Here is a 17186-nt window from a genome sequence, read left to right on the forward strand (position 1 = left end):
TGGGCTACCGTCCACCGGCGCCGGCATAAATGTTCGTGATGTTCCACCTTTCGAGTAGTATCCGATAGCATATTCTACATCAAGAGCAGGCAGAGTGCCCCGGGCCACCGTACCCGCGGTACTTCACCCGGTATTCACCGTACTCGAGGAATATCGATCGGTTCGGATCCGTTTCCACCACTCTCTCAGGCCGTATGAAGCACGTCTCATTACAGGTACAGGGTAATGGTGCTCCGTTCACATCGATCGCTGACGCAATGGCCGACGGACCTCGGACCCGCCGATCGCTTCTCCTGTCGGCCGGCGCTGCCGGAAGCGTCTCGATCGTCGGTCACGTTCGAGCGAGCGCCGAGGACAGCGACGGCGACGGAATCCCCGACCGAACGAAACGATCGGCCGCGTTTCACCGCCGACTCGAGTCGATCTTCGGCGCCGAGCAGTTTTCGGGACTCGAGGTCGGCCGTCGCGACCTCCTCCTCGACGTCAGATACGTCGGCGAAACGCAACTCGTTCCGAGCACGAAGCGGACGATCGTCGAACAGTGTCGGGCACGTGGGATCCACGCACAGTGGCTTGACTATCCCCGGCGGTACGACCTCGAGGAAGTCACGGAGCGGTATGGGACGGCGGTCAAAGACCTGCTGTGGGGACGGCGGAGTTTCTACGCCGGGGAGATCGAATCGGATCTCAAGAACGTCGCGCTACAACTGGTGGTCGTCCCGGGGGTTTCAAAGCCAGGTGTCGAGGGCCGTATCTACAGTCACTGGATGGACACAACCGGTAGCGGCATCGACGGCTACGTCAACGGCTTCAGCGTCGGCAACCGTGCGGTCGTTGCGGAACGGGACGATCCCCTCGAGGAAGCGCGACTCGTCTTCCACGAGATCGCACACCTCGCTCTCTGTCACGATGACGACCCCGAGAACACGGGTGTGATGGGGACGGGTGACGACGTCGATCTGACGGACGAGGAGTGGGAGCGGTTCCGTGACGGACTCTCGAACGTCAGAGACCGGACCGGCTACGACGTCCTCTTCCGACCGTGTCTTTGGCACGAGAACCTCTCGGCCGTGTTGGAGTAGCCCACCGGCAAACGGCGGTTCGGTGAACGGGAGCCGGTCTCGAGACCCGATTCGAGCACTATCCGCGAGCTACCACTCGTAGTGGGCGATCTCGGTCGATCCACACTGGCGACACTCCTCAGTGTCCGCCGAGAGCGTCGTCCCGCAACTGCGACACTCGTAGAGCGTGACGTCGCTATCGTCGACCAGTTCGGTGAGCGGCTCGAGGAGGTTCATTCGTGATCGAGTATCGATCGTCGTGATGATCGTGGGTCGTTCCGATCGGCGTCGGTTCTCGTCCCGGTCATTGGTCCGGTGCTCCACCATTGGATTCGGGCGCTGGATCGGGTTCCGGTGCCGAATCGGGGCCGGATTCCGGTCCGGGTCCAGGATCAGAGTCGGGCTCCGGTGCCGGGCCGGGGCCGGACTCCGGTCCAGGTTCAGCTTCTGAGCCAGACTCCGGTGCCGGTTCGGGTCCGGGTTCCGGACTACCCTCGTCTTCGAATCCACCGTCTGCATCGAAATCTCCGTCGGAGCCATCGTCCCCTGTCTCCGGGCGATCATCGGGGCCGTCGTCTTCCGCCGTCTCGAGTCCGTCATCGTCCGCTATCTCGGCGTCGTCTTCGGAGTCGGGGTCGTCCACGTCCGTCTCCGGATCTTCCTCGAGGTCGTCCGATTCGTCGGATGCGTCTGCGTCCTCGTCCACCGGGTCGGTGTCGGGATCGACGTCGTTCTCGTCGAGGTCGTCTGCTTCTGGCGCCTCATCGGGGTCGGCTTCCTCGAGGTCGTCGAGGTCCTCCGGCCGGTCGTCGGGCTCGTCCACCTCCTCGGGTTCTTCAGCAGCCCTTGTGACGGACATCAACGCCTGTTGTTCCAGCTCGTCTTCATCGTCGGTGCCGGCCTCGGCTGCGTAGCGCAGCGTCTCCGATCCTGCGTGTTCGACGATCGCCTGGAGCTGGTCGATCTCGACCGTCTGTTCCTGGACCAGTCGGTCGACCGACCGACACGCGCCTTTGGCCGCTCGCTGGACCTGGCGAACGGTCACTCGTTGTTCCTGTCTGACCACGCCACTCGAGGCACCGAACGCGACGTACTGGGCCTGTCGGACCTCGACCTCCTGGATCTGGACGGCGCCTCGCGCAGCCCCGAGGGCGGCGTGTTGTACCTGGCTGACGGAAACCGATTGTCGCTGGACGATACCGCTTGCCGCTCCCTGTGCCGCACCCGAAACTGCATACTGGACCTTTACAGCCGTCCAGGTCAATCTGATTAACGCTATCCGAACGAAGCACAGCGGAAGAAACGTTCTGACGGGCGAGCGGCGAAATCGTCCGGCGACGACGAACGTGTCGGCGCGCCGTGATGCGGAGCGGTTCCACACGCGCCTGGGAACTCGGGACAGCAGTCCGTACCAGTCGACGCCCGCCCGATCGAGTATCGAGGGCGGTAATCGTGCAACGTTAACTGAACGGAGCGCCAGTAGACGAGACATGCGAGACGCTCCCACCACCGACGAGACGCTATCGGGGCATCCAGCGACGGAGATCGAAACCGTCGTGGTCGATCCGAACGACGTCGTCGAGGCGTTCAAACGAAACCACGAGGAAGGGAATCCGTTGTGCACCCACGTCCTTCGTCTCGTGCCCCCCTTCGAAGAGGAAGTCCGTGCCGAGCCATACGTCCAGGAAGGACCGAAACGGTACCCGCCGGACCAGGAGCCCGAACCGCTACACCTCGAGCCGGCTACGTTCGTCCGCAACGACGACGGTGTCCACCCGAACGAAACGCATCTCACGGTCCCGACACGAGAGGAAGCACGGGCGGCGGTCCGGGAAGATCACGGCGACGACGTCGACGAGGACGTCGTCGACGAATACCACGAGACCGCCCTCGAAGAGTGGGAGCGACGTGTTCGAGAGTCGGTTATCGACCGCATTCGGATCTACTTCGAGCACCAAAACGCCGACGAAATCTGGACCGACGCCAGATACGAATCCCGCGACGACTGATACGGTCTCTTGTCGTCACAGCTGTCAGTCCGACGGAATCGACCCGGCAGCCGTCGTCGACGTCGACGACGCGGTCCCCGACCGACTCGAGCGGCGGTTACGCCGGTACATCGGTACAGCAATCCGTATCACTCGAGGAGTGGCACCTCGAGATGGACAAAGAAGAAGACTGGATACGAGCGAACTGAGCGCGGATCGAACCGGCGCTGGCGCTCTCGAGGCCGAGTGGCCACACTCGGTCGCCGCCGTTCGACAGCACCGATGATACTTCGTTCGATCGGTCGGGCGATACGGACGCTCCGTATGGGAAAACATATACTAACGCTGTAAGGACCTCCAAAGGATGGGGTCTGCCTCGAGTGTCGATCGACGAGATGTGGGACGCTGCCGATCGTATCTTCGGGAGTGTCTGCGGATCGATACGCGGGCGCTGGCCGTCTTTCGGATCGTCGCCGCAGTGCTCATCCTCGCGGATCTGTTCCTCCGAGCGCGGAACTTCTCGTACTTCTACACCGACCAGGGGGTCGTCCCGCGATCACTCGCGATGGACGCTCTTCCCGTCGAGGCGTCGGTGTACTTTCTCACGGGAAGTCCCGTCGGCACTGCGGCGCTGTTCGTTCTCCATGGATTGATCGCCGTTCAGTTGCTGATCGGCTATCGGACCCGCATCGCGACCGCCCTCTCGCTGGTGTTCGTCCTTTCGCTCGATCTGCGAAACCCACTCGTGTTGAGCTACGCCGACACGCTGTTCGCGTGGCTCCTGTTCTGGGCGATCTTCCTCCCGCTTGGCGAGCGCTGGTCGGTCGATGCCGTCCACGTCGACCGCGAGCCTCGACAAAGCGTCGCCGGCGTTGCTTCGGCGCTGATCCTCGGCCAGATGGTCACGATGTACGTCGTCAACGGCTACCACAAGTCCGAATCGGAGCTGTGGACGAGCGGCGAGGCGGCCGCGCTGGTGCTCGGACTCGACGACATGACCTTCCTGCTCGCCGACGTCGTCAGGTCGGCGCCGACGCTGCTCGAGGTCGGCGGGTTGGCGTGGTACTACATGCTCGCGTTCGCGTGGGTTCTCCTGCTGGTGCGTGGGCGGCTGCGAACGGCGCTCGTGGCACCGTTTCTTTTCGCTCACCTCTCCTTTGCCGTCACCGTCCGCATCGGCGCGTTCGCGTTCGTCGCCATCGCCGGTCTGCTCTTGTTTCTCCAGGCGCCGTTCTGGGACGGCCTCCGGGGCCTGCTAAAACGGCTCGGAGTTCCGGTCGCTGGGGTGGCGACGCGACTCTCGCGACTCCAGGCGGTCGCAACCTACTTTCCGCAGCGCCAACCCGTAGAGGGAATCGTCGGTCGACTCTCAGGAAACCCACGTCGGACCGCGCTGGCGGCCGGCCTCGCGCTCTTTACCGTGTTCGCCCTCGTCGCGGTGCTTTCGGCCGGCGGGCTCGTCGCCGACGACGTCGATCCGGCGGCGACGGCCCAGCAGGGCGCTGTCGGCTTCGTCGACCACCAGACCGAATGGAGTATCTTCGCGCCGACGCCCCGGACGACGGATCGCTACTACGTCTTCCCGGCACGAACCGAAAGCGGCGAGCGAATCGACGTCTACAACGAGCGGCCGCTCACGTACGACAGACCAGCAGCCGAACTCCAGACCCAGTACGAGACGTATCGGGAGCGGTTCTACATGAACAGCGTCCGCACAGGGGACCCACCGGCCACGCCGGAGCGTCTGGCCGAACACGTCTGTGCCGAGTGGAATACCGACCGCGACGACGAACTCACCCACGTCAACATGTACGTCGTCGAGGAGGACGTCACACGGGAGACGATCGACGACCCGGCTGATCGCGACAGGGACGCGTTCCGAATCCACCGACACGGCTGTGGCGATCGTGAGCCGACCGATATCGAGCCGCCAACGCGCTGATACGGATTGCTACCGTGCAGTCGATCAGCAGTCACTCGAGAGAGAACCCCGCCGCCTCGAGGGTAGCGGCGTTCGACCAGTAGTCGTCGATCGTCTCGCGGGCCCACGAACGAACGGCTGCATCGTCGGTGTCGATCGAGGCACGCAGGACACCCTGTTCGTCGCGGACGAGCAGGTAGACGACGTCGTCGATGAGCATGACTGCGAGGGGAACCGCACCGTCGCGGACCCTGATCGCCGCCTCGTCGGTCGACAGCAGGGCCTCGAGTCGGTCCCGAAGCTCCGGGTCGTCGATCAGTGCTTCGATCGCGGGTCGTGAGAAGACGCCCCGAAACGTCTGCTCGCCGGCTGTCGTACGCTCCTGAACGATCGACACCGTCTGTTCGTTGAAGGCATGCGAGACCGTCCGAACGTCGTCGGCGTTGGAGAGTAACTCGAGCAGCCGGGATAGTGGCGCGTTCGGTCGAGTCTGGCTCGGCGTCGTGATCGTCGCGTCGGCCAGCCGCCGGAGATCGAAGCTCAGTTCTGTCGTCGGGAGGTAGTCGACGACCTCCCGGAGCCGACGCTCGGTCTCGACGATGTCTTTGAGATCCGTAAAGCCCGACGCGACGAGTTGCCCCGTCGCGGTCGCGACGTACTGACTGCCGTCACGGCGGATCCACGAACGCTCCTGAAAATCGCTGAGAATCCGTCCCAGGGTCGCCTGCGAGGCGCCCGTCGCGGCCGCGAGCTCGGTCCGGGTGTGTCCGTCTTCGGCGAGCAACTCGAGTACCTCGACGCGGTTGGCCGAGAGCGCGAGGAACTCGATCTCCTCGAGTGCCGATTCCATACCGGAGATTTCGGCCCTCGTCTCATAGTGTTTTCGTACCGTGAAATGCTTTCATGGGTCGACGGTCGCCGCCGACGGTTCAGGTGTTTCCCGACGTGCCGTCTCGAACCCGGCTTCATCGAGTTTCTTGCTATGAAATATTTTCTGAATTGAACTAAGGCCGTAGAGTCCCTACGTCGAACTAAGATGACGTCTACTCCCTCCACGCCGGTCGCGTTCCGATCGGCGCCGCCGTTCGTACGCTCGGACGAGGTGAGACCCTGATGGACCGTCGCACGATCGCCTTCTTCGTCCTCTCGAGTCTCTTCTTTGGAGGGACGTTCGTCGCCGCGAAGGCCGGACTCGAGTACTTCCCGCCGCTGTTGTTCGTCGCGCTCCGGTTCGACGTCGCGGCGCTGATTATGCTCGGCTACCTCGCGGTCACCGCCTCTCGCGAGGAGGTCCGTCCACGGACGCGGGCCGACGTCGTCGGGATCCTCGCGACCGGCGGGCTCGCGATCGGGTTGGCGAACGCGCTCATCTTCGTCGGCCAGCAGTACGCCACCAGCGCCGTCGGTGCGATCGTCTTCAGTCTCAATCCGATCCTGACGCCCGTGTTCGCCGCGATACTGCTCTCGAACGAACGTCTCTCGAGTCGCGGCGCCGTCGGGATGGTCCTCGGACTCGTCGGCGTCGCGCTCGTGGTCAGTCCCGACCCCGCGATGCTGGTCGGCGGCGACGCTCTCGGCCGCGCGATCCTCTTTGCTGGCGCCGTAAGCGCCGCGCTCGGGGCCGTCCTCATCCGCCGTGTGAACGCCCGGGCGACGCTCTCGAGTACGGTCCGTGTCGCGTGGGGACTCCCCATCGCAGCGGCGCTCAGCCACGGGCTGTCCTGGTCGGCCGGCGAGTCGGCGAGCACGATCGCGTGGACCCCGGAGGCACTGCTCGCGCTGGCGTACGTCAGCGTCGTCGCCGGCGTCCTCGCGTACATCGCCTACTTCGGCCTGCTCGAGTCGACGGGTGCGATCCAGGCGAACCTGATCTTCTATGTCGTGCCGGTCGTCTCGACGCTTGGCGGTGCAGTCCTGCTGGGCGAGTCGATCGCGCCGCTTGCGGTCGTCGGCTTCCTGACGATCTTTGCCGGCTTCGCCGTGCTCGGCAGCGAGTCGATCGCGCTCTCGAAGCTGCTCCCCGAGTGGCCGACTGACACGTCGAACCGTGACGACGGAACGGCGGTCACCGAAGAACCACGTGGCTACCGCTCCGACTGAGGACTTCTCCTCACCGTCCTGTTCACGGTCCTACGAACGGAACTACCGAGAGCACGTTCTCGAGCCCCCGTCTGCATGAGTGCGCCAGCAGATCGCTCAACCGGACACTCTCCCTACCACGGATAGCCGCCGACCGCGGCCGCGCCGGGTTCGATTGCCGTCAGGTCGGCACTCGCGTTTCGAGGACGATACCATGTCACTCGCATCCTACGACCTCCACGAACGCCTCGATCGCCTCTCGTCTGCGGCCGCCGACCGCGACATCCTCGTTTCTCTGGCCGTGCCACCGGAACAGAGCATCGGCGAGGCCCGCCAGCCCGTCGAGACCGACTACGCGGAGGCGAGCCAGCCCGACGAACAGTCGTTTCCCGAACCGCTGACGGACGCCGTAGAGACCGTCCGCAGTGAGTTACACGAGTACGAGGAGATTCCCGACAACGGCCTGGCGATCTACGCCGGCGCACCCGACGGCGACCTCGTGACGGCCGTCTTCGACGACCTTCCCGTCCCGATCGAGGAGTCGATCTACCGCCACGGAAACGAGTTCGACCTCGAGCCCCTCGAGGACGTCACCGAACCCGAATCGACACACGGCCTGCTGGTCGTCGAACGCGGCGGTGCCGCGCTGGGCGTCCTCGACGACGAGGGCGTCGAGCCGACCGACACGCTCGAGAGCGACGTCCCCGGGAAATCGAGCGCCGGCGGCCAGTCGGCCGAACGGAGCTTCCTCGGCGACGAACCCGTCGACAGCGTTCTCCTGGGCGGAACGACGGGAGCGGTCGAGACGTTTCGCGAGGAGGCCGACCTCGACCACCGACTCGAGGACCGCATCGTCGGTGAGTTCGCCGTCGAGTACGCTACCCAGCAGGGTCTCGAGCAACTCGCCGAGACGGGTCAGGAGGCGATCGAAGAGCGCGACCGCGAGCGGGTACGGGAGTCTCTCGAGGCGTTTTTCGACCGCGTCGGTGACGACGACGAGCCCGTCGTGTACGGCCGCGACGACGTCGACGACGCCCTCGAGTTCGACGCGGTCGAGACGCTGTTGCTCTCGACAGCCCTCGAAGGCGACACGCTCCAGAAGTTCGGTGAGCGGACCGAACGGCAGGGTGGTGAGACAGTCGTCGTTCCGGACGACTTCCCCGACGGAAGCTGGTTCGCGACGGCGTTCGATGGCATCGGAGCGCTGTTGCGGTTTCCGATCGACTGATCGCGTTTCGTACGTCCAGTCTTTCGAAGACGCGGCCAGTGCAGGCACAACACGTTTTCAGCCCGCACTGCGAGATTTACGCATGTGTGCGACCTTCAGCGACGAGGATATCGACAAACCCGTCGAGCGGGCCGACGGGAAGGTTATCGGGACCATCGGATCCGTCGAAGGGAACCGCGCCAGAGTCGAGCCCGCGCCCGACGTCGTCGATACGATCAAGGCTCGGTTCGGCTGGGCGGAGATCGACGACCCGTTCACCCTCGATGCCGACGCCGTCGACGCGATCACCGAGACGAGAGTCCACCTGGAAGAAGGGTTCTCTCGCGACGGCGCGACGGACACGCGGCCTGAACCGGATCGGGAGACCGAGACCGAGTCGGAGTCGGGCCGAGACACGGCGGACGAACCCGGCAGTCCACAGCCCGATCGGTAACGACGGTGGAGATACGTCGGTGTCGGCGACAACGACGTTTCCCTGACGACTGCAGGCACCACTGGCTTTACACGGTTCCTTGTTATATTCACGCATGTGTGCAATGTTTACTGATGACGATGTCGGCAAGCCCGTCGAGAACGGTAACGGCGAGGAAGTCGGCGTCGTCGCCTCGGTCGATGGGGACCGCGCCCACGTCAGACCGACCGTCGACGCGGTCGACTCCGTGAAATCCTCGATCGGCTGGGAGGGTGTCGCCGACGTGACACGGCCGCTCGAGGCGGAATCGATCCGGGAGATCACCGACGAGGCCGTCCGCCTCGAGGGGACTCTCCCGGTAGAAGACAAAGAGGACAGTGGCGCCGAAGCCGATCCGACGGCACGGGCCCGGGGCGACGACACCGGAACGGAGCGAAAGCGTGGCCTCGAGGCTGATCCCACCGAGTTGATCGGGGACCGAGAGCCCGGCGTTCGAACCGGGATCTCCGTCGACCCCGACGAAGACTACGAGCCGACCAACGCCGCAATCGATCCCAACGAGGACTACGAGCCGACCAACGCCGCAGTCGATCCCGACGCCATCACCGACCCGGAGTCAGCAGACGGCGAACCGACGAGCGAGGACACACGCGAGACGGACCTCGAGGACGGTCCCGAACAGGAGCGACTGACCGACTTCGGGGACGAGACGGAGTCGGGCGAGTGTGACGACAGCGAGGAACGCTAACCGTCACGATCGTCATCGTCGAGTTCGCGCAGGAGCCGATCGGCGACGTCGGTCGTCACGTAGTAGGTGTGTTTTCGGTGTGTCTCGTCTTTCGGCTTGAGCTTTCGCTCGGTCCCTTTGATGATCGAGCCGTCGTAGGTTTCGACGAGGTCGATCTCCGCCATCGACCGATAGCAGTGACGGACGTGTGTCAGCTCCATCCCGAGTTCGTTGGCGGTCATCCGCGGATAGTCCGGCCCGCCACGTGAGATCCGGCGGGCGAGCGTTCGCGGGTCGTCGAGCCACCGCAGGAAGGTCAGTTTCCCCTCGCGCTCCTCGAGAAACGAGCGGATCGCACGGCCGTCGTCGGTGAGCCGGTAGGTGGTCGGCGTCGCTTCGCGATCGACCTCGAGATGACCGCTCGAGACGAGTTCGGCACAGCAGTCGGCGACGCGGTCGTGGTCGGCGTCGAGGTCGCCCGCCATCGACCGCGAGCCGTCGCCGTCGGTCGCCGCGAGGTGATGGAGGACGAGATAGGCAAGTGGCGCTGCGGGAATCGGCGCCAGCTTTCCCGCGACGGCCTCTCGCTGTGCGAGCTTCGACTCGAGTTCACTCGCCCGTTCGTACCGCTGTTGGGCGTTTTCGGCTGCACTGCAGTCGAGATCGAGCGTCACCGCGATCGTCTCTCCGGTCGGCGTCTCGAGGTCGAGTTCGAGCTCCCGTTGCTCCCAGTGGTCGCCGGCCTCCGAGCGAGCCCGCTCTAAGGCCTTGGTTACCCGCTCGAGACGCGTGAAAATGGTATCGGCCTCGGTCCGCAGTCGTTCGATCGCTGCCCGTGAGACGACCATCGGTCGACAGTAGGGTAGCGGAAAGGATACCGGTACCGGTTACCGGTCGCGAGCCGACAGGACGGCAGCAACCCCGAGTCGCTGTGTGTTCCGGCCAGACAACTAAGTCGACGCTCGTGATACGCCAGCTATGGAACGACTCGGTGTCGACAGCGGACGTTCGGGTATCGACGTCGCCGGCCCCGAAGACGGCCAGGCGATCGTATTCGTTCACGGCGCGATGTTTACGCGCAAGCTGTGGCTCCCGCAACTGGCGGGACTGGAAAACGAGTATCGCGTCGTTGCACCGGACCTACCCGGACACGGCGTCCGCAGCCACGAGACGTTCCGGATGGATCCCGCGATCGACCTCCTCGAGAGCGTGATCGACGAGTACACGGACGGCAGCGCCGTGCTGGTTGGGCTCTCGCTCGGAGGGTACGTCGCAACGGAGTACGCCTATCGCAACCCCGAGGAGGTCGACGGGCTGGTGTTGACCGGGTGTAGTGCGAACCCGGTCGGCGGCATGGCGATGCTGACACGCGCGGTCGGTGGTCTCTCCAGACTCGCGACGAAACCCGACGTCGGCTGTCGAGCAGTCGAGCGACTCGGCTACCGGTGGGTCCGCAATCGGGATCTGCCAGAAGACGTCGAAGCGGCGATCATCGACGCCGGGATCTACCCACGCGAGTTCGGACGTGCAGACCCCGACATCAGAGACGAGGATTTTCGGGCCAAGCTCTCGACGTATTCCGGGTCGACGCTGATCCTCAACGGCGAACACGACAAGATCATGCGCCGAGGCGAGAGGAAACACGCGGCAGCGGCCGTCGACGGTCGTATCGAGGTGTTGGCCGACGTCGGCCACATCTGTAACTTACACCGACCACAGACGTACACGAGTCGCGTTCACAACTTCATCCGACGACGGGTCGAGCAACTGCAGTGACAGCCTCCCCGGCGTGAACGGAGAGGGGTCGAAGAACCCTCAGGCAGTCGGGCGTCGCCCGACGGTGACGGGGACTCTCTCGTTTTGAAAGGGAGACGAGGAACGGTCGCGACAGAGCGGTGATCGCCGGTTCAGGAGCGGCGTTCACCGATCATATCGCGCACGCGGCCAGGAACGCCGAGCATCGAAATCCCGAAGCCAAACAGCACCATCAGCGCGTAGACGCCCAGCGTCGAGGTCCAGACGACGAACATCGCGAGAATCGCCCAGCCGCCCGACAGGAAGTAAAACGCCGCGATCGACATCGCGGTCCCGTAGAGCAAGACGAGATACGGTCCCCAGTCGCGGGCGTGGCCGCGGCGGAGTCGACGGCGAACGTATCGCTTGAGTTCGCTCTCGAGGGATTCTTTCCTGACAGTTCGGCGCTCGACGTCGTCCTCGAACGACTCGACTCGATCGCGAAGCCGCTCGATCTCCTCGCGAAGCGCTTCGGGATCGTCCGATCGGTCCCGCGTGCGGGCGCTTCGGCGAGCGCTCGAGGTCGACTCAGCGGTCGCTGCGCCCATCCCTTCGCGGTCCTCCGTCGCCCCCTCGTCGGCACCCGTGGCGTCGTCGGTCATCGCTTCTGTTGGGATCTGTCGAGCGCCGGGACTTTGTAGCTGCCGATCCAGTTCACGGTCGGCGATGACGGCGTTGAGGACGGCGCCGAAAACGAGGATGATCGCGCCGACGTACAGCCAGACGAGCACGAGGAAGACGGCCCCGAGTGCACCGTAGACGACTTGCTCAGTCGCAAACTGGGCGTAGATCGTGAACGTCCGGCTCAGAGCGAACCAGCCGACGGCGGCGACGATCGTTCCCGGAAGTGCCTCCCGAATCCTGACGTCTGAATCCGGAAAGACGACGTACAGCGGCAGAAAGGTCACGACTAGGCCGAGCACGACGAGAATCGGACCGACGACGGACACCCCCAGAAACGGGACGAGCCGGATCATGGCCTCGAGGACCGCGACGAGGATGAGCCCGAACGTGATCACGAGAAAGACGATCGTCGCGTCCCAGACGGAGTCGAGAAACGACTTCGATGCTGCAGTGCCGTAGATCTGTGAGAACGCCCGGTCGAGTCCCCGGAGAACCCGACTCGAGCCCCACAGGAGGCCGAACGCGCCGACGACGGTCGCGCTCTGACGGCCGGTCTCGTCCAGTACCGTCTCGGCGAGCAGTTCCTGAGCAGACGGCGTGAGGATGCCACTGGCGGCGGCCGTGAGCTGGTCGGCCAGTGCCTCGCCACCGAGCGAGGCGGCGATCCCCAGCGCGAGCAACAGGATCGGGACCAGCGAGAGAAAGCCATAGAAGGCGACGCCAGCCGCCAGCAGCGTTAACTGTTCGGTGCGTGCGAGCCGAACAACGTCGGTCGCGAACTCGAGACTCGGACGGCGGTCGGTCACGTCTCGTAATTGTCGATGGCCAGCAGTATAGGCGATTCTGTGGCACGGGCCAGGGTTCAAAAAGGGGCCATCGGTGAGTTCCACGTCGTTCGCTCGAGGCGTCGTCTGTTTGTCTGCGAATCGCCCGACAGTACCGGTAACTCGGACGGAACCGAGTCTCGCGGTCTGTCTCATACTGCCGGACAACACGATGCACACACCGATCGTACTCGAGACACCGTCGCGAGACGACAGGCGTCGAGACACGATCGGGTGTGTACTAACTGCTGTCCGGTAGTATCAGTCCAGGCTCTCCTCGGTCGCCGCGCGAATCTCGTCGACGCTTGCGTCCGTCTTGAACGTCGTTCCGCCGTAGTGAGCCGGCGAGGCCGCATAGCCAGCCGTCCGGAGATCGGCGAGGAACTCGTCCATCGCGTTCGCGGGCAGTCCCCAGTTCTTACAGAGTTTGTGCTGGTCGTAGTGGGTCGGCACGTCGAGTTCGTTCTCGAGTGTCGTACAGAGTTCGCGGGCCGTCTCAGTGGTCCCGAACTCCTCGGGGAGTTCCTCGCGAACGGCGGCGACGAACGCTGGGTCCTGAATCGATCCGAGCCAGACGGGGCCAGCCGTAAGCAGGCGCTGTCCGCCACAGTGGGGACAGGACTCGAGCGGGTCGGCGACCAGTCCGGGGTCGGCCTCGCGGTAGAGACAATCCTCACAGTGATAGATGTGGCCCAGTTCGTCGATCGCCGCGTCGGCTGCACTCGCTTTCCGGTCGAGCTCGAGGTAGGTTCGAACGTAGTGGCTGGTCGCGTGCGTGAAGATCGGTTCGACGCCGACGTCGAAGCGGGCCCCGCTGCGGGCGAGCGCGGAGATGAGGATCCGAACACCCATCTCGGGATGGTAGTCGGTGTTTCGTGGGACGGCGCTGTAGGATCGGACGCCGCTGTTGAAGTGAGCACCACACAACGGCGCGGTGTCGGTCGCCGTCACACAGAGCAGATCCCGACAGCGGGCGAAGGCCGCGTCGGCGAAGGGCATCGGACTCCCGTACGGATCGAGGTCGATGACGTCGAACGCCTCGTCGTGCATGAGGGCGTTGACGTTTCGGTGTTCGACGCGTGCGTTCTCAGCGAGGTCGTTTCGCTCGAGGTTTTGTCGAGCGAGGTCGACGGCCTCGCCCTCGAGATCACAGCAGGTTACGTCCCAGCCGTCGGCGGCCGCACGGATCCCCCGAACACCGCTTGCCGTCATCGCGTCCAGATACGTCTCGGCCCGCTCCTCGCGATCGCGGAAGGCCCGCAGCGTCGCGATCGTCAGATCCCGGTTCAACTCTTGACGGGGGTTGTAAAACACCGTCTCCTCGATACCCTCGGTCTGCTCGCCGGGGACCTCGAGTTCGACGCCGCCCTCGGTGACACGCATACGGGACGTCTCGGCGGGGCAGTGCGAAAAGCAGCGTGGTCTCGGACGACGGACAACCAAACCGATTTTACAGTCCGGACCACAGTTTCGGTCGTGCCGGAGGCCAACCCAGTCGAGCGATGGCAGGCAGCTCTCGAGGAGTCGGGCGAACTCACACCCGAGATCGTCGACCGGATCACTCGGATCCACGGCGACCGCGGCGTCCGCGCGATCGAAGCCGTCGGCGAAGGGCGGGTGAAGGCTTACCGCGATTTCACGATCGTCGTCGGCTACGAGGACGAGTACATCGTCGAGGATGGCGGCTGTACCTGCAAGGACAGCGAGTACAACTTAGATGCCGACGACCCGACCGATCGCTGCTGGCACTCGCTTGCCGTCGCGATCGCGCGTCGAGTTGGCCACGTCGACTACCACGACATGTGGTACTCCGAGGTTCGAGAATTTCTGTAGGCGCTGGGTACCAGCCCCTCGAAAACGCTCGACTGGGGCTAATATGTGGTGTCGGTCGCTGTGACGTCGTATCGCGAGCGCCCGTTGAATCGTTCTAATCGTTCTAATCGTTCTGTTCGACAGTCTTAGTGGCGGTCCACGCCTGCACTGATGGGTCGAATCCTGCGGTGTCGTCCGATTCGACCCATCAGTCGACGGGTGGAACGGTACTCAGGCGGATGGCGTCGGCGCCTCGGTCTCGCCGACGCTGCGAATCACGTCTCTCACGACGGCTTCGGTCTCCGGATAGGTCCCGTAGACGATCGTGTCTGCATGCGAGTCGAGTTGACGCGTCAGCCCCGCGAGTCGGTCGGGATCGACGTCGGTCGTCGAGAGCTGGATCGCAAACGTCGCGTCGAGATCCTCGAGTTCGCGGGCGAAACCGCGAGCAAGCGACTCCACCCAGTAGGTCGTCCCGTAGCCGGCGCCACAGAGCGGGACGACGAACTCGGAGACGTGGGGTGTAAGCGCCTCGGGATCGAGCCCGGCGCGTTCGCGGAGGTTCCCGGGATAGGGGTCCGGATACAGAGTTGCTAGCAGCTCACCCGAGACGCGTGCTGCCGCGTCGGCGACGAAGTCAGTGATGACGTCGGTCCGCCAGGCAGTGCGGTCCGTGGCATCGCTCGCCTCGAACTCGCGGTCGCACCGATCGCAGTGACAGAACGACGCCCCGGGGAAGCCAAGCGTCGTGAGCCGGACGTCACCTGTGGCGCCGAGACGCTCGATCCGCTCGAGGACAGCGGCGCGGTAGTCGGGATCTGTCGGGCAGACCGTCCCCCAGTGGTGGCCCTCGGCGTCGGGCGTGGCACGGGTTCCGTCGGCCGCGACGGCGGCCCGGCCGGGTTCGTCGCGAACCGTTTTCGTATCCCCCCAACACGAAACGGAGCTGATCGCCCCCTCGAGTGGTTCGTTGCGCGTTCCATCGACGTACTCGGCGAAGAAGTGTGTGACCTCGCCCGGGCCGGTTCGGGCCAGCTCGGGATCGTCGGTGAGGATGCCGTACATGCTATCGACTGCGTGAGTGGGAGTGATAAAGCCTGACGTGACGTTCCGAACACCGAAGTCGGGACTAGTGGCGGTCCACGCCTGCACTGATAGGTCGAATCCTGCGGTGTCGTCCGATTCGACCCATCAGTCGACGGTTGGAACGGTACTAGTGGCATTCCAGGCCTGCACTGCTGGGTCGAATCCTGTCGTGCGGGTCGGTTCGACCCACCGTCTCGGGGATAACTGTGGGGATCGCGGTACAGGCTCACTCGGACTCGTTACAGGCCGCGATGATGACCTCCGGATCGTCGATCAGCCGGTTTTCCATGTAGTTGCCCTTCCCCTTGCCGGCCCACTTGCGCTCCTGATCGATAATCGAGAGAAACTCGAGTTCCGAGAGGATATCCCGGACCCGACGGAGCTTGAGATGGTCGGACTGGTCGCGCTCACAGAGGCGCTTGTAGAGGTCGTAAGCCTCGTTGGTCGTGACGGGCACGTCGTCACCGCCTTTCTGCTGAGTCAGAAGGGCCATCGCCTCGAGGACGAGTTTCGCGTGACTCGGGCTCTTGGAGATCAGTTCTGCCAGTCGGCTGGTCTCCTCGCGTTCGTGGGCCTGGTCGACGCAGTCCTCCGTGACGGTCTCTAAGTCGTTCTCCTCGGCGATCTCGCCGGCGAACCGGAGGATATCGATCGCCTTGCGAGCGTCGCCGTGTTCGCGAGCCGCCAGTGCGGCCACTCGGGGGACGACGCCGTCCTCGAGGACGCCTTCGTGGAACGCGTCCGACCGCGAACGCAGGATTTCACGGATTTGAGTCGCGTCGTACGGTGAGAAGACGTACTCCCGCTCACAGAGACTCGACTTGATGCGTTCGTCCAGTGAGTCCTTGTACCGGACCTTGTTCGAGATGCCGATGACGCCGACCGTACTCGAGGTGAGCTTGCCGGATTCGACCGCCCGCGAGAGCTGCATCAGGATGTCGTCGTCCTCGATCTTGTCCACCTCGTCTAAGATGATCAGGGCGACGTCGTATCGAGTGTCGATGATCCGCCAGAGCCGACGATAGTACTCGGACGTGCTCAGCCCCGAGTGGGGGATCGAAATGTCGGTCTCGGGTTGGTCGTTGAGCTGGTGGCCGGCGGACTGGACGGCCTGTGTTTCGGTCGACTCCTGGAGACAGTCGACGTAGGCGACGCCGATCGAGACGTCGTTGCCCTTTGCCCGTTCGACGGCCTGATTCGTGATGAACTTCGAACACAGCGATTTGCCGGTTCCCGTCTTCCCGTAGACGAGGACGTTGTTCGGCGTGTTCCCCCGCGTCGCGGGTTTGATCGCGTTCGCGAGGTTCGTCAGTTCGTCCTCACGGCCGATGATCCGATCGCCGTCGGGGAGGTGCGAGACCTGCAGGAGTTCCTTGTTCCGGAAGATCTCGTTCTCGCTTCCGAAGTAGTCCATCGAATCCGACATTCAGGTATCGGTGACGTCACACTACGATAGCTTAAACGTTCGGAACCGCGCTGCCGCTGTATAACTCGAGTTCTCAGGAAAGAGTGTCTGAAAGCCCTAGTACGCACCCCTTAGTTCCGCTGTATAGACGCATTCACACCCCTCGGTGCCGCTGTATAGTCACCGCCGTCGTCGGTGAACGGCTAACCCCGGAGTGCCGCTGTA

17 protein-coding genes are annotated in these 17186 nt (G+C 64.2%); 9 read left to right on the plus strand and 8 right to left on the minus strand.

The genetic code is table 11. The features are described from left to right. Nucleotides 1–257 precede the first annotated feature (257 nt). A complete protein-coding gene (locus RBH26_RS08750; protein ID WP_306757829.1) occupies nucleotides 258–1082 on the plus strand; it encodes a hypothetical protein in 825 nt (274 codons plus the stop codon). Nucleotides 1083–1151: 69 nt separating this feature from the next. Here the strand turns inward: RBH26_RS08750 and RBH26_RS08755 are convergent, their stop codons facing one another. Together RBH26_RS08755 and RBH26_RS08760 are read right to left on the minus strand one after the other, a co-directional pair. Then, nucleotides 1152–1298, minus strand: a complete 147-nt coding sequence (locus RBH26_RS08755) for a hypothetical protein (RefSeq protein ID WP_306757830.1) — start codon at nucleotides 1296–1298, stop codon at nucleotides 1152–1154. A gap of 67 nt (nucleotides 1299–1365) precedes the next feature. Then, on the minus strand, nucleotides 1366–2325 hold the full coding sequence (locus tag RBH26_RS08760; protein WP_306757831.1) for a hypothetical protein: 960 nt from the start codon (nucleotides 2323–2325) through the stop codon (nucleotides 1366–1368). A 226-nt stretch (nucleotides 2326–2551) separates the two neighbouring features. Here RBH26_RS08760 and RBH26_RS08765 point away from each other — a divergent pair, with 226 nt between their 5' ends. Further along, nucleotides 2552–3070 (plus strand): hypothetical protein, encoded by a 519-nt coding sequence (locus tag RBH26_RS08765; RefSeq protein ID WP_306757832.1) that lies wholly within the window; start codon nucleotides 2552–2554, stop codon nucleotides 3068–3070. Between the two features lie 343 nt (nucleotides 3071–3413). Next, complete coding sequence (locus RBH26_RS08770) at nucleotides 3414–4991, plus strand: HTTM domain-containing protein (protein WP_306757833.1); 1578 nt, start codon at nucleotides 3414–3416, stop codon at nucleotides 4989–4991. Between the two features lie 31 nt (nucleotides 4992–5022). Here RBH26_RS08770 and RBH26_RS08775 read toward each other — a convergent pair whose 3' ends face one another. After that, nucleotides 5023–5820, minus strand: coding sequence for a helix-turn-helix domain-containing protein (locus RBH26_RS08775; protein ID WP_306757834.1), 798 nt, complete (start codon nucleotides 5818–5820; stop codon nucleotides 5023–5025). A 260-nt stretch (nucleotides 5821–6080) separates the two neighbouring features. Between RBH26_RS08775 and RBH26_RS08780 the strand changes: the two genes are divergently transcribed. The 4 genes from RBH26_RS08780 to RBH26_RS08795 all read left to right on the plus strand — a co-directional run bounded on the left by RBH26_RS08780 (nucleotide 6081) and on the right by RBH26_RS08795 (nucleotide 9437). Then, entirely contained in the window at nucleotides 6081–7070 is a 990-nt protein-coding gene (locus RBH26_RS08780) for an EamA family transporter (protein ID WP_306757989.1), read from the plus strand. Between the two features lie 193 nt (nucleotides 7071–7263). Next, the gene (locus RBH26_RS08785) at nucleotides 7264–8277 is read left to right on the plus strand and encodes a single-stranded DNA-binding protein (RefSeq protein ID WP_306757835.1); all 1014 of its coding nucleotides are present in this window, start codon (nucleotides 7264–7266) and stop codon (nucleotides 8275–8277) included. 82 nt (nucleotides 8278–8359) lie between these two features. Continuing rightward, nucleotides 8360–8710, plus strand: a complete 351-nt coding sequence (locus RBH26_RS08790) for a hypothetical protein (protein ID WP_306757836.1) — start codon at nucleotides 8360–8362, stop codon at nucleotides 8708–8710. 94 nt (nucleotides 8711–8804) lie between these two features. Next, nucleotides 8805–9437 carry a hypothetical protein gene (locus RBH26_RS08795; protein ID WP_306757837.1) on the plus strand — a complete coding sequence of 211 codons (633 nt, stop codon included), beginning with the start codon at nucleotides 8805–8807 and terminating at the stop codon, nucleotides 9435–9437. On the opposite strand, the gene RBH26_RS08800 is transcribed toward RBH26_RS08795, so the two are convergent. Further along, entirely contained in the window at nucleotides 9434–10264 is an 831-nt protein-coding gene (locus RBH26_RS08800; RefSeq protein WP_306757838.1) for a DUF2250 domain-containing protein, read from the minus strand. The genes RBH26_RS08795 and RBH26_RS08800 overlap by 4 nt on opposite strands. A gap of 130 nt (nucleotides 10265–10394) precedes the next feature. On the opposite strand from RBH26_RS08800, the gene RBH26_RS08805 reads away from it, so the two are divergent. Continuing rightward, nucleotides 10395–11192, plus strand: a complete 798-nt coding sequence (locus tag RBH26_RS08805; protein ID WP_306757839.1) for an alpha/beta hydrolase — start codon at nucleotides 10395–10397, stop codon at nucleotides 11190–11192. Between the two features lie 131 nt (nucleotides 11193–11323). Here the strand turns inward: RBH26_RS08805 and RBH26_RS08810 are convergent, their stop codons facing one another. After that, nucleotides 11324–12640: a YihY/virulence factor BrkB family protein gene (locus tag RBH26_RS08810; protein ID WP_306757840.1), complete on the minus strand. Its 1317-nt coding sequence runs from the start codon at nucleotides 12638–12640 to the stop codon at nucleotides 11324–11326. Nucleotides 12641–12919: 279 nt separating this feature from the next. After that, nucleotides 12920–14041 (minus strand): tRNA (guanine(26)-N(2))-dimethyltransferase, encoded by a 1122-nt coding sequence (locus tag RBH26_RS08815; RefSeq protein ID WP_306757841.1) that lies wholly within the window; start codon nucleotides 14039–14041, stop codon nucleotides 12920–12922. 93 nt (nucleotides 14042–14134) lie between these two features. Here RBH26_RS08815 and RBH26_RS08820 point away from each other — a divergent pair, with 93 nt between their 5' ends. Continuing rightward, nucleotides 14135–14491, plus strand: a complete 357-nt coding sequence (locus RBH26_RS08820) for a hypothetical protein (protein WP_306757842.1) — start codon at nucleotides 14135–14137, stop codon at nucleotides 14489–14491. 210 nt (nucleotides 14492–14701) lie between these two features. On the opposite strand, the gene RBH26_RS08825 is transcribed toward RBH26_RS08820, so the two are convergent. Continuing rightward, nucleotides 14702–15535, minus strand: a complete 834-nt coding sequence (locus RBH26_RS08825) for a hypothetical protein (protein WP_306757843.1) — start codon at nucleotides 15533–15535, stop codon at nucleotides 14702–14704. Between the two features lie 247 nt (nucleotides 15536–15782). Beyond that, nucleotides 15783–16982 carry an orc1/cdc6 family replication initiation protein gene (locus RBH26_RS08830; protein ID WP_306757844.1) on the minus strand — a complete coding sequence of 400 codons (1200 nt, stop codon included), beginning with the start codon at nucleotides 16980–16982 and terminating at the stop codon, nucleotides 15783–15785. Nucleotides 16983–17186: the final 204 nt, after the last annotated feature.

Source organism: Natronolimnohabitans sp. A-GB9 (assembly GCF_030848565.1).
Classification (GTDB): domain Archaea; phylum Halobacteriota; class Halobacteria; order Halobacteriales; family Natrialbaceae; genus Natronolimnohabitans.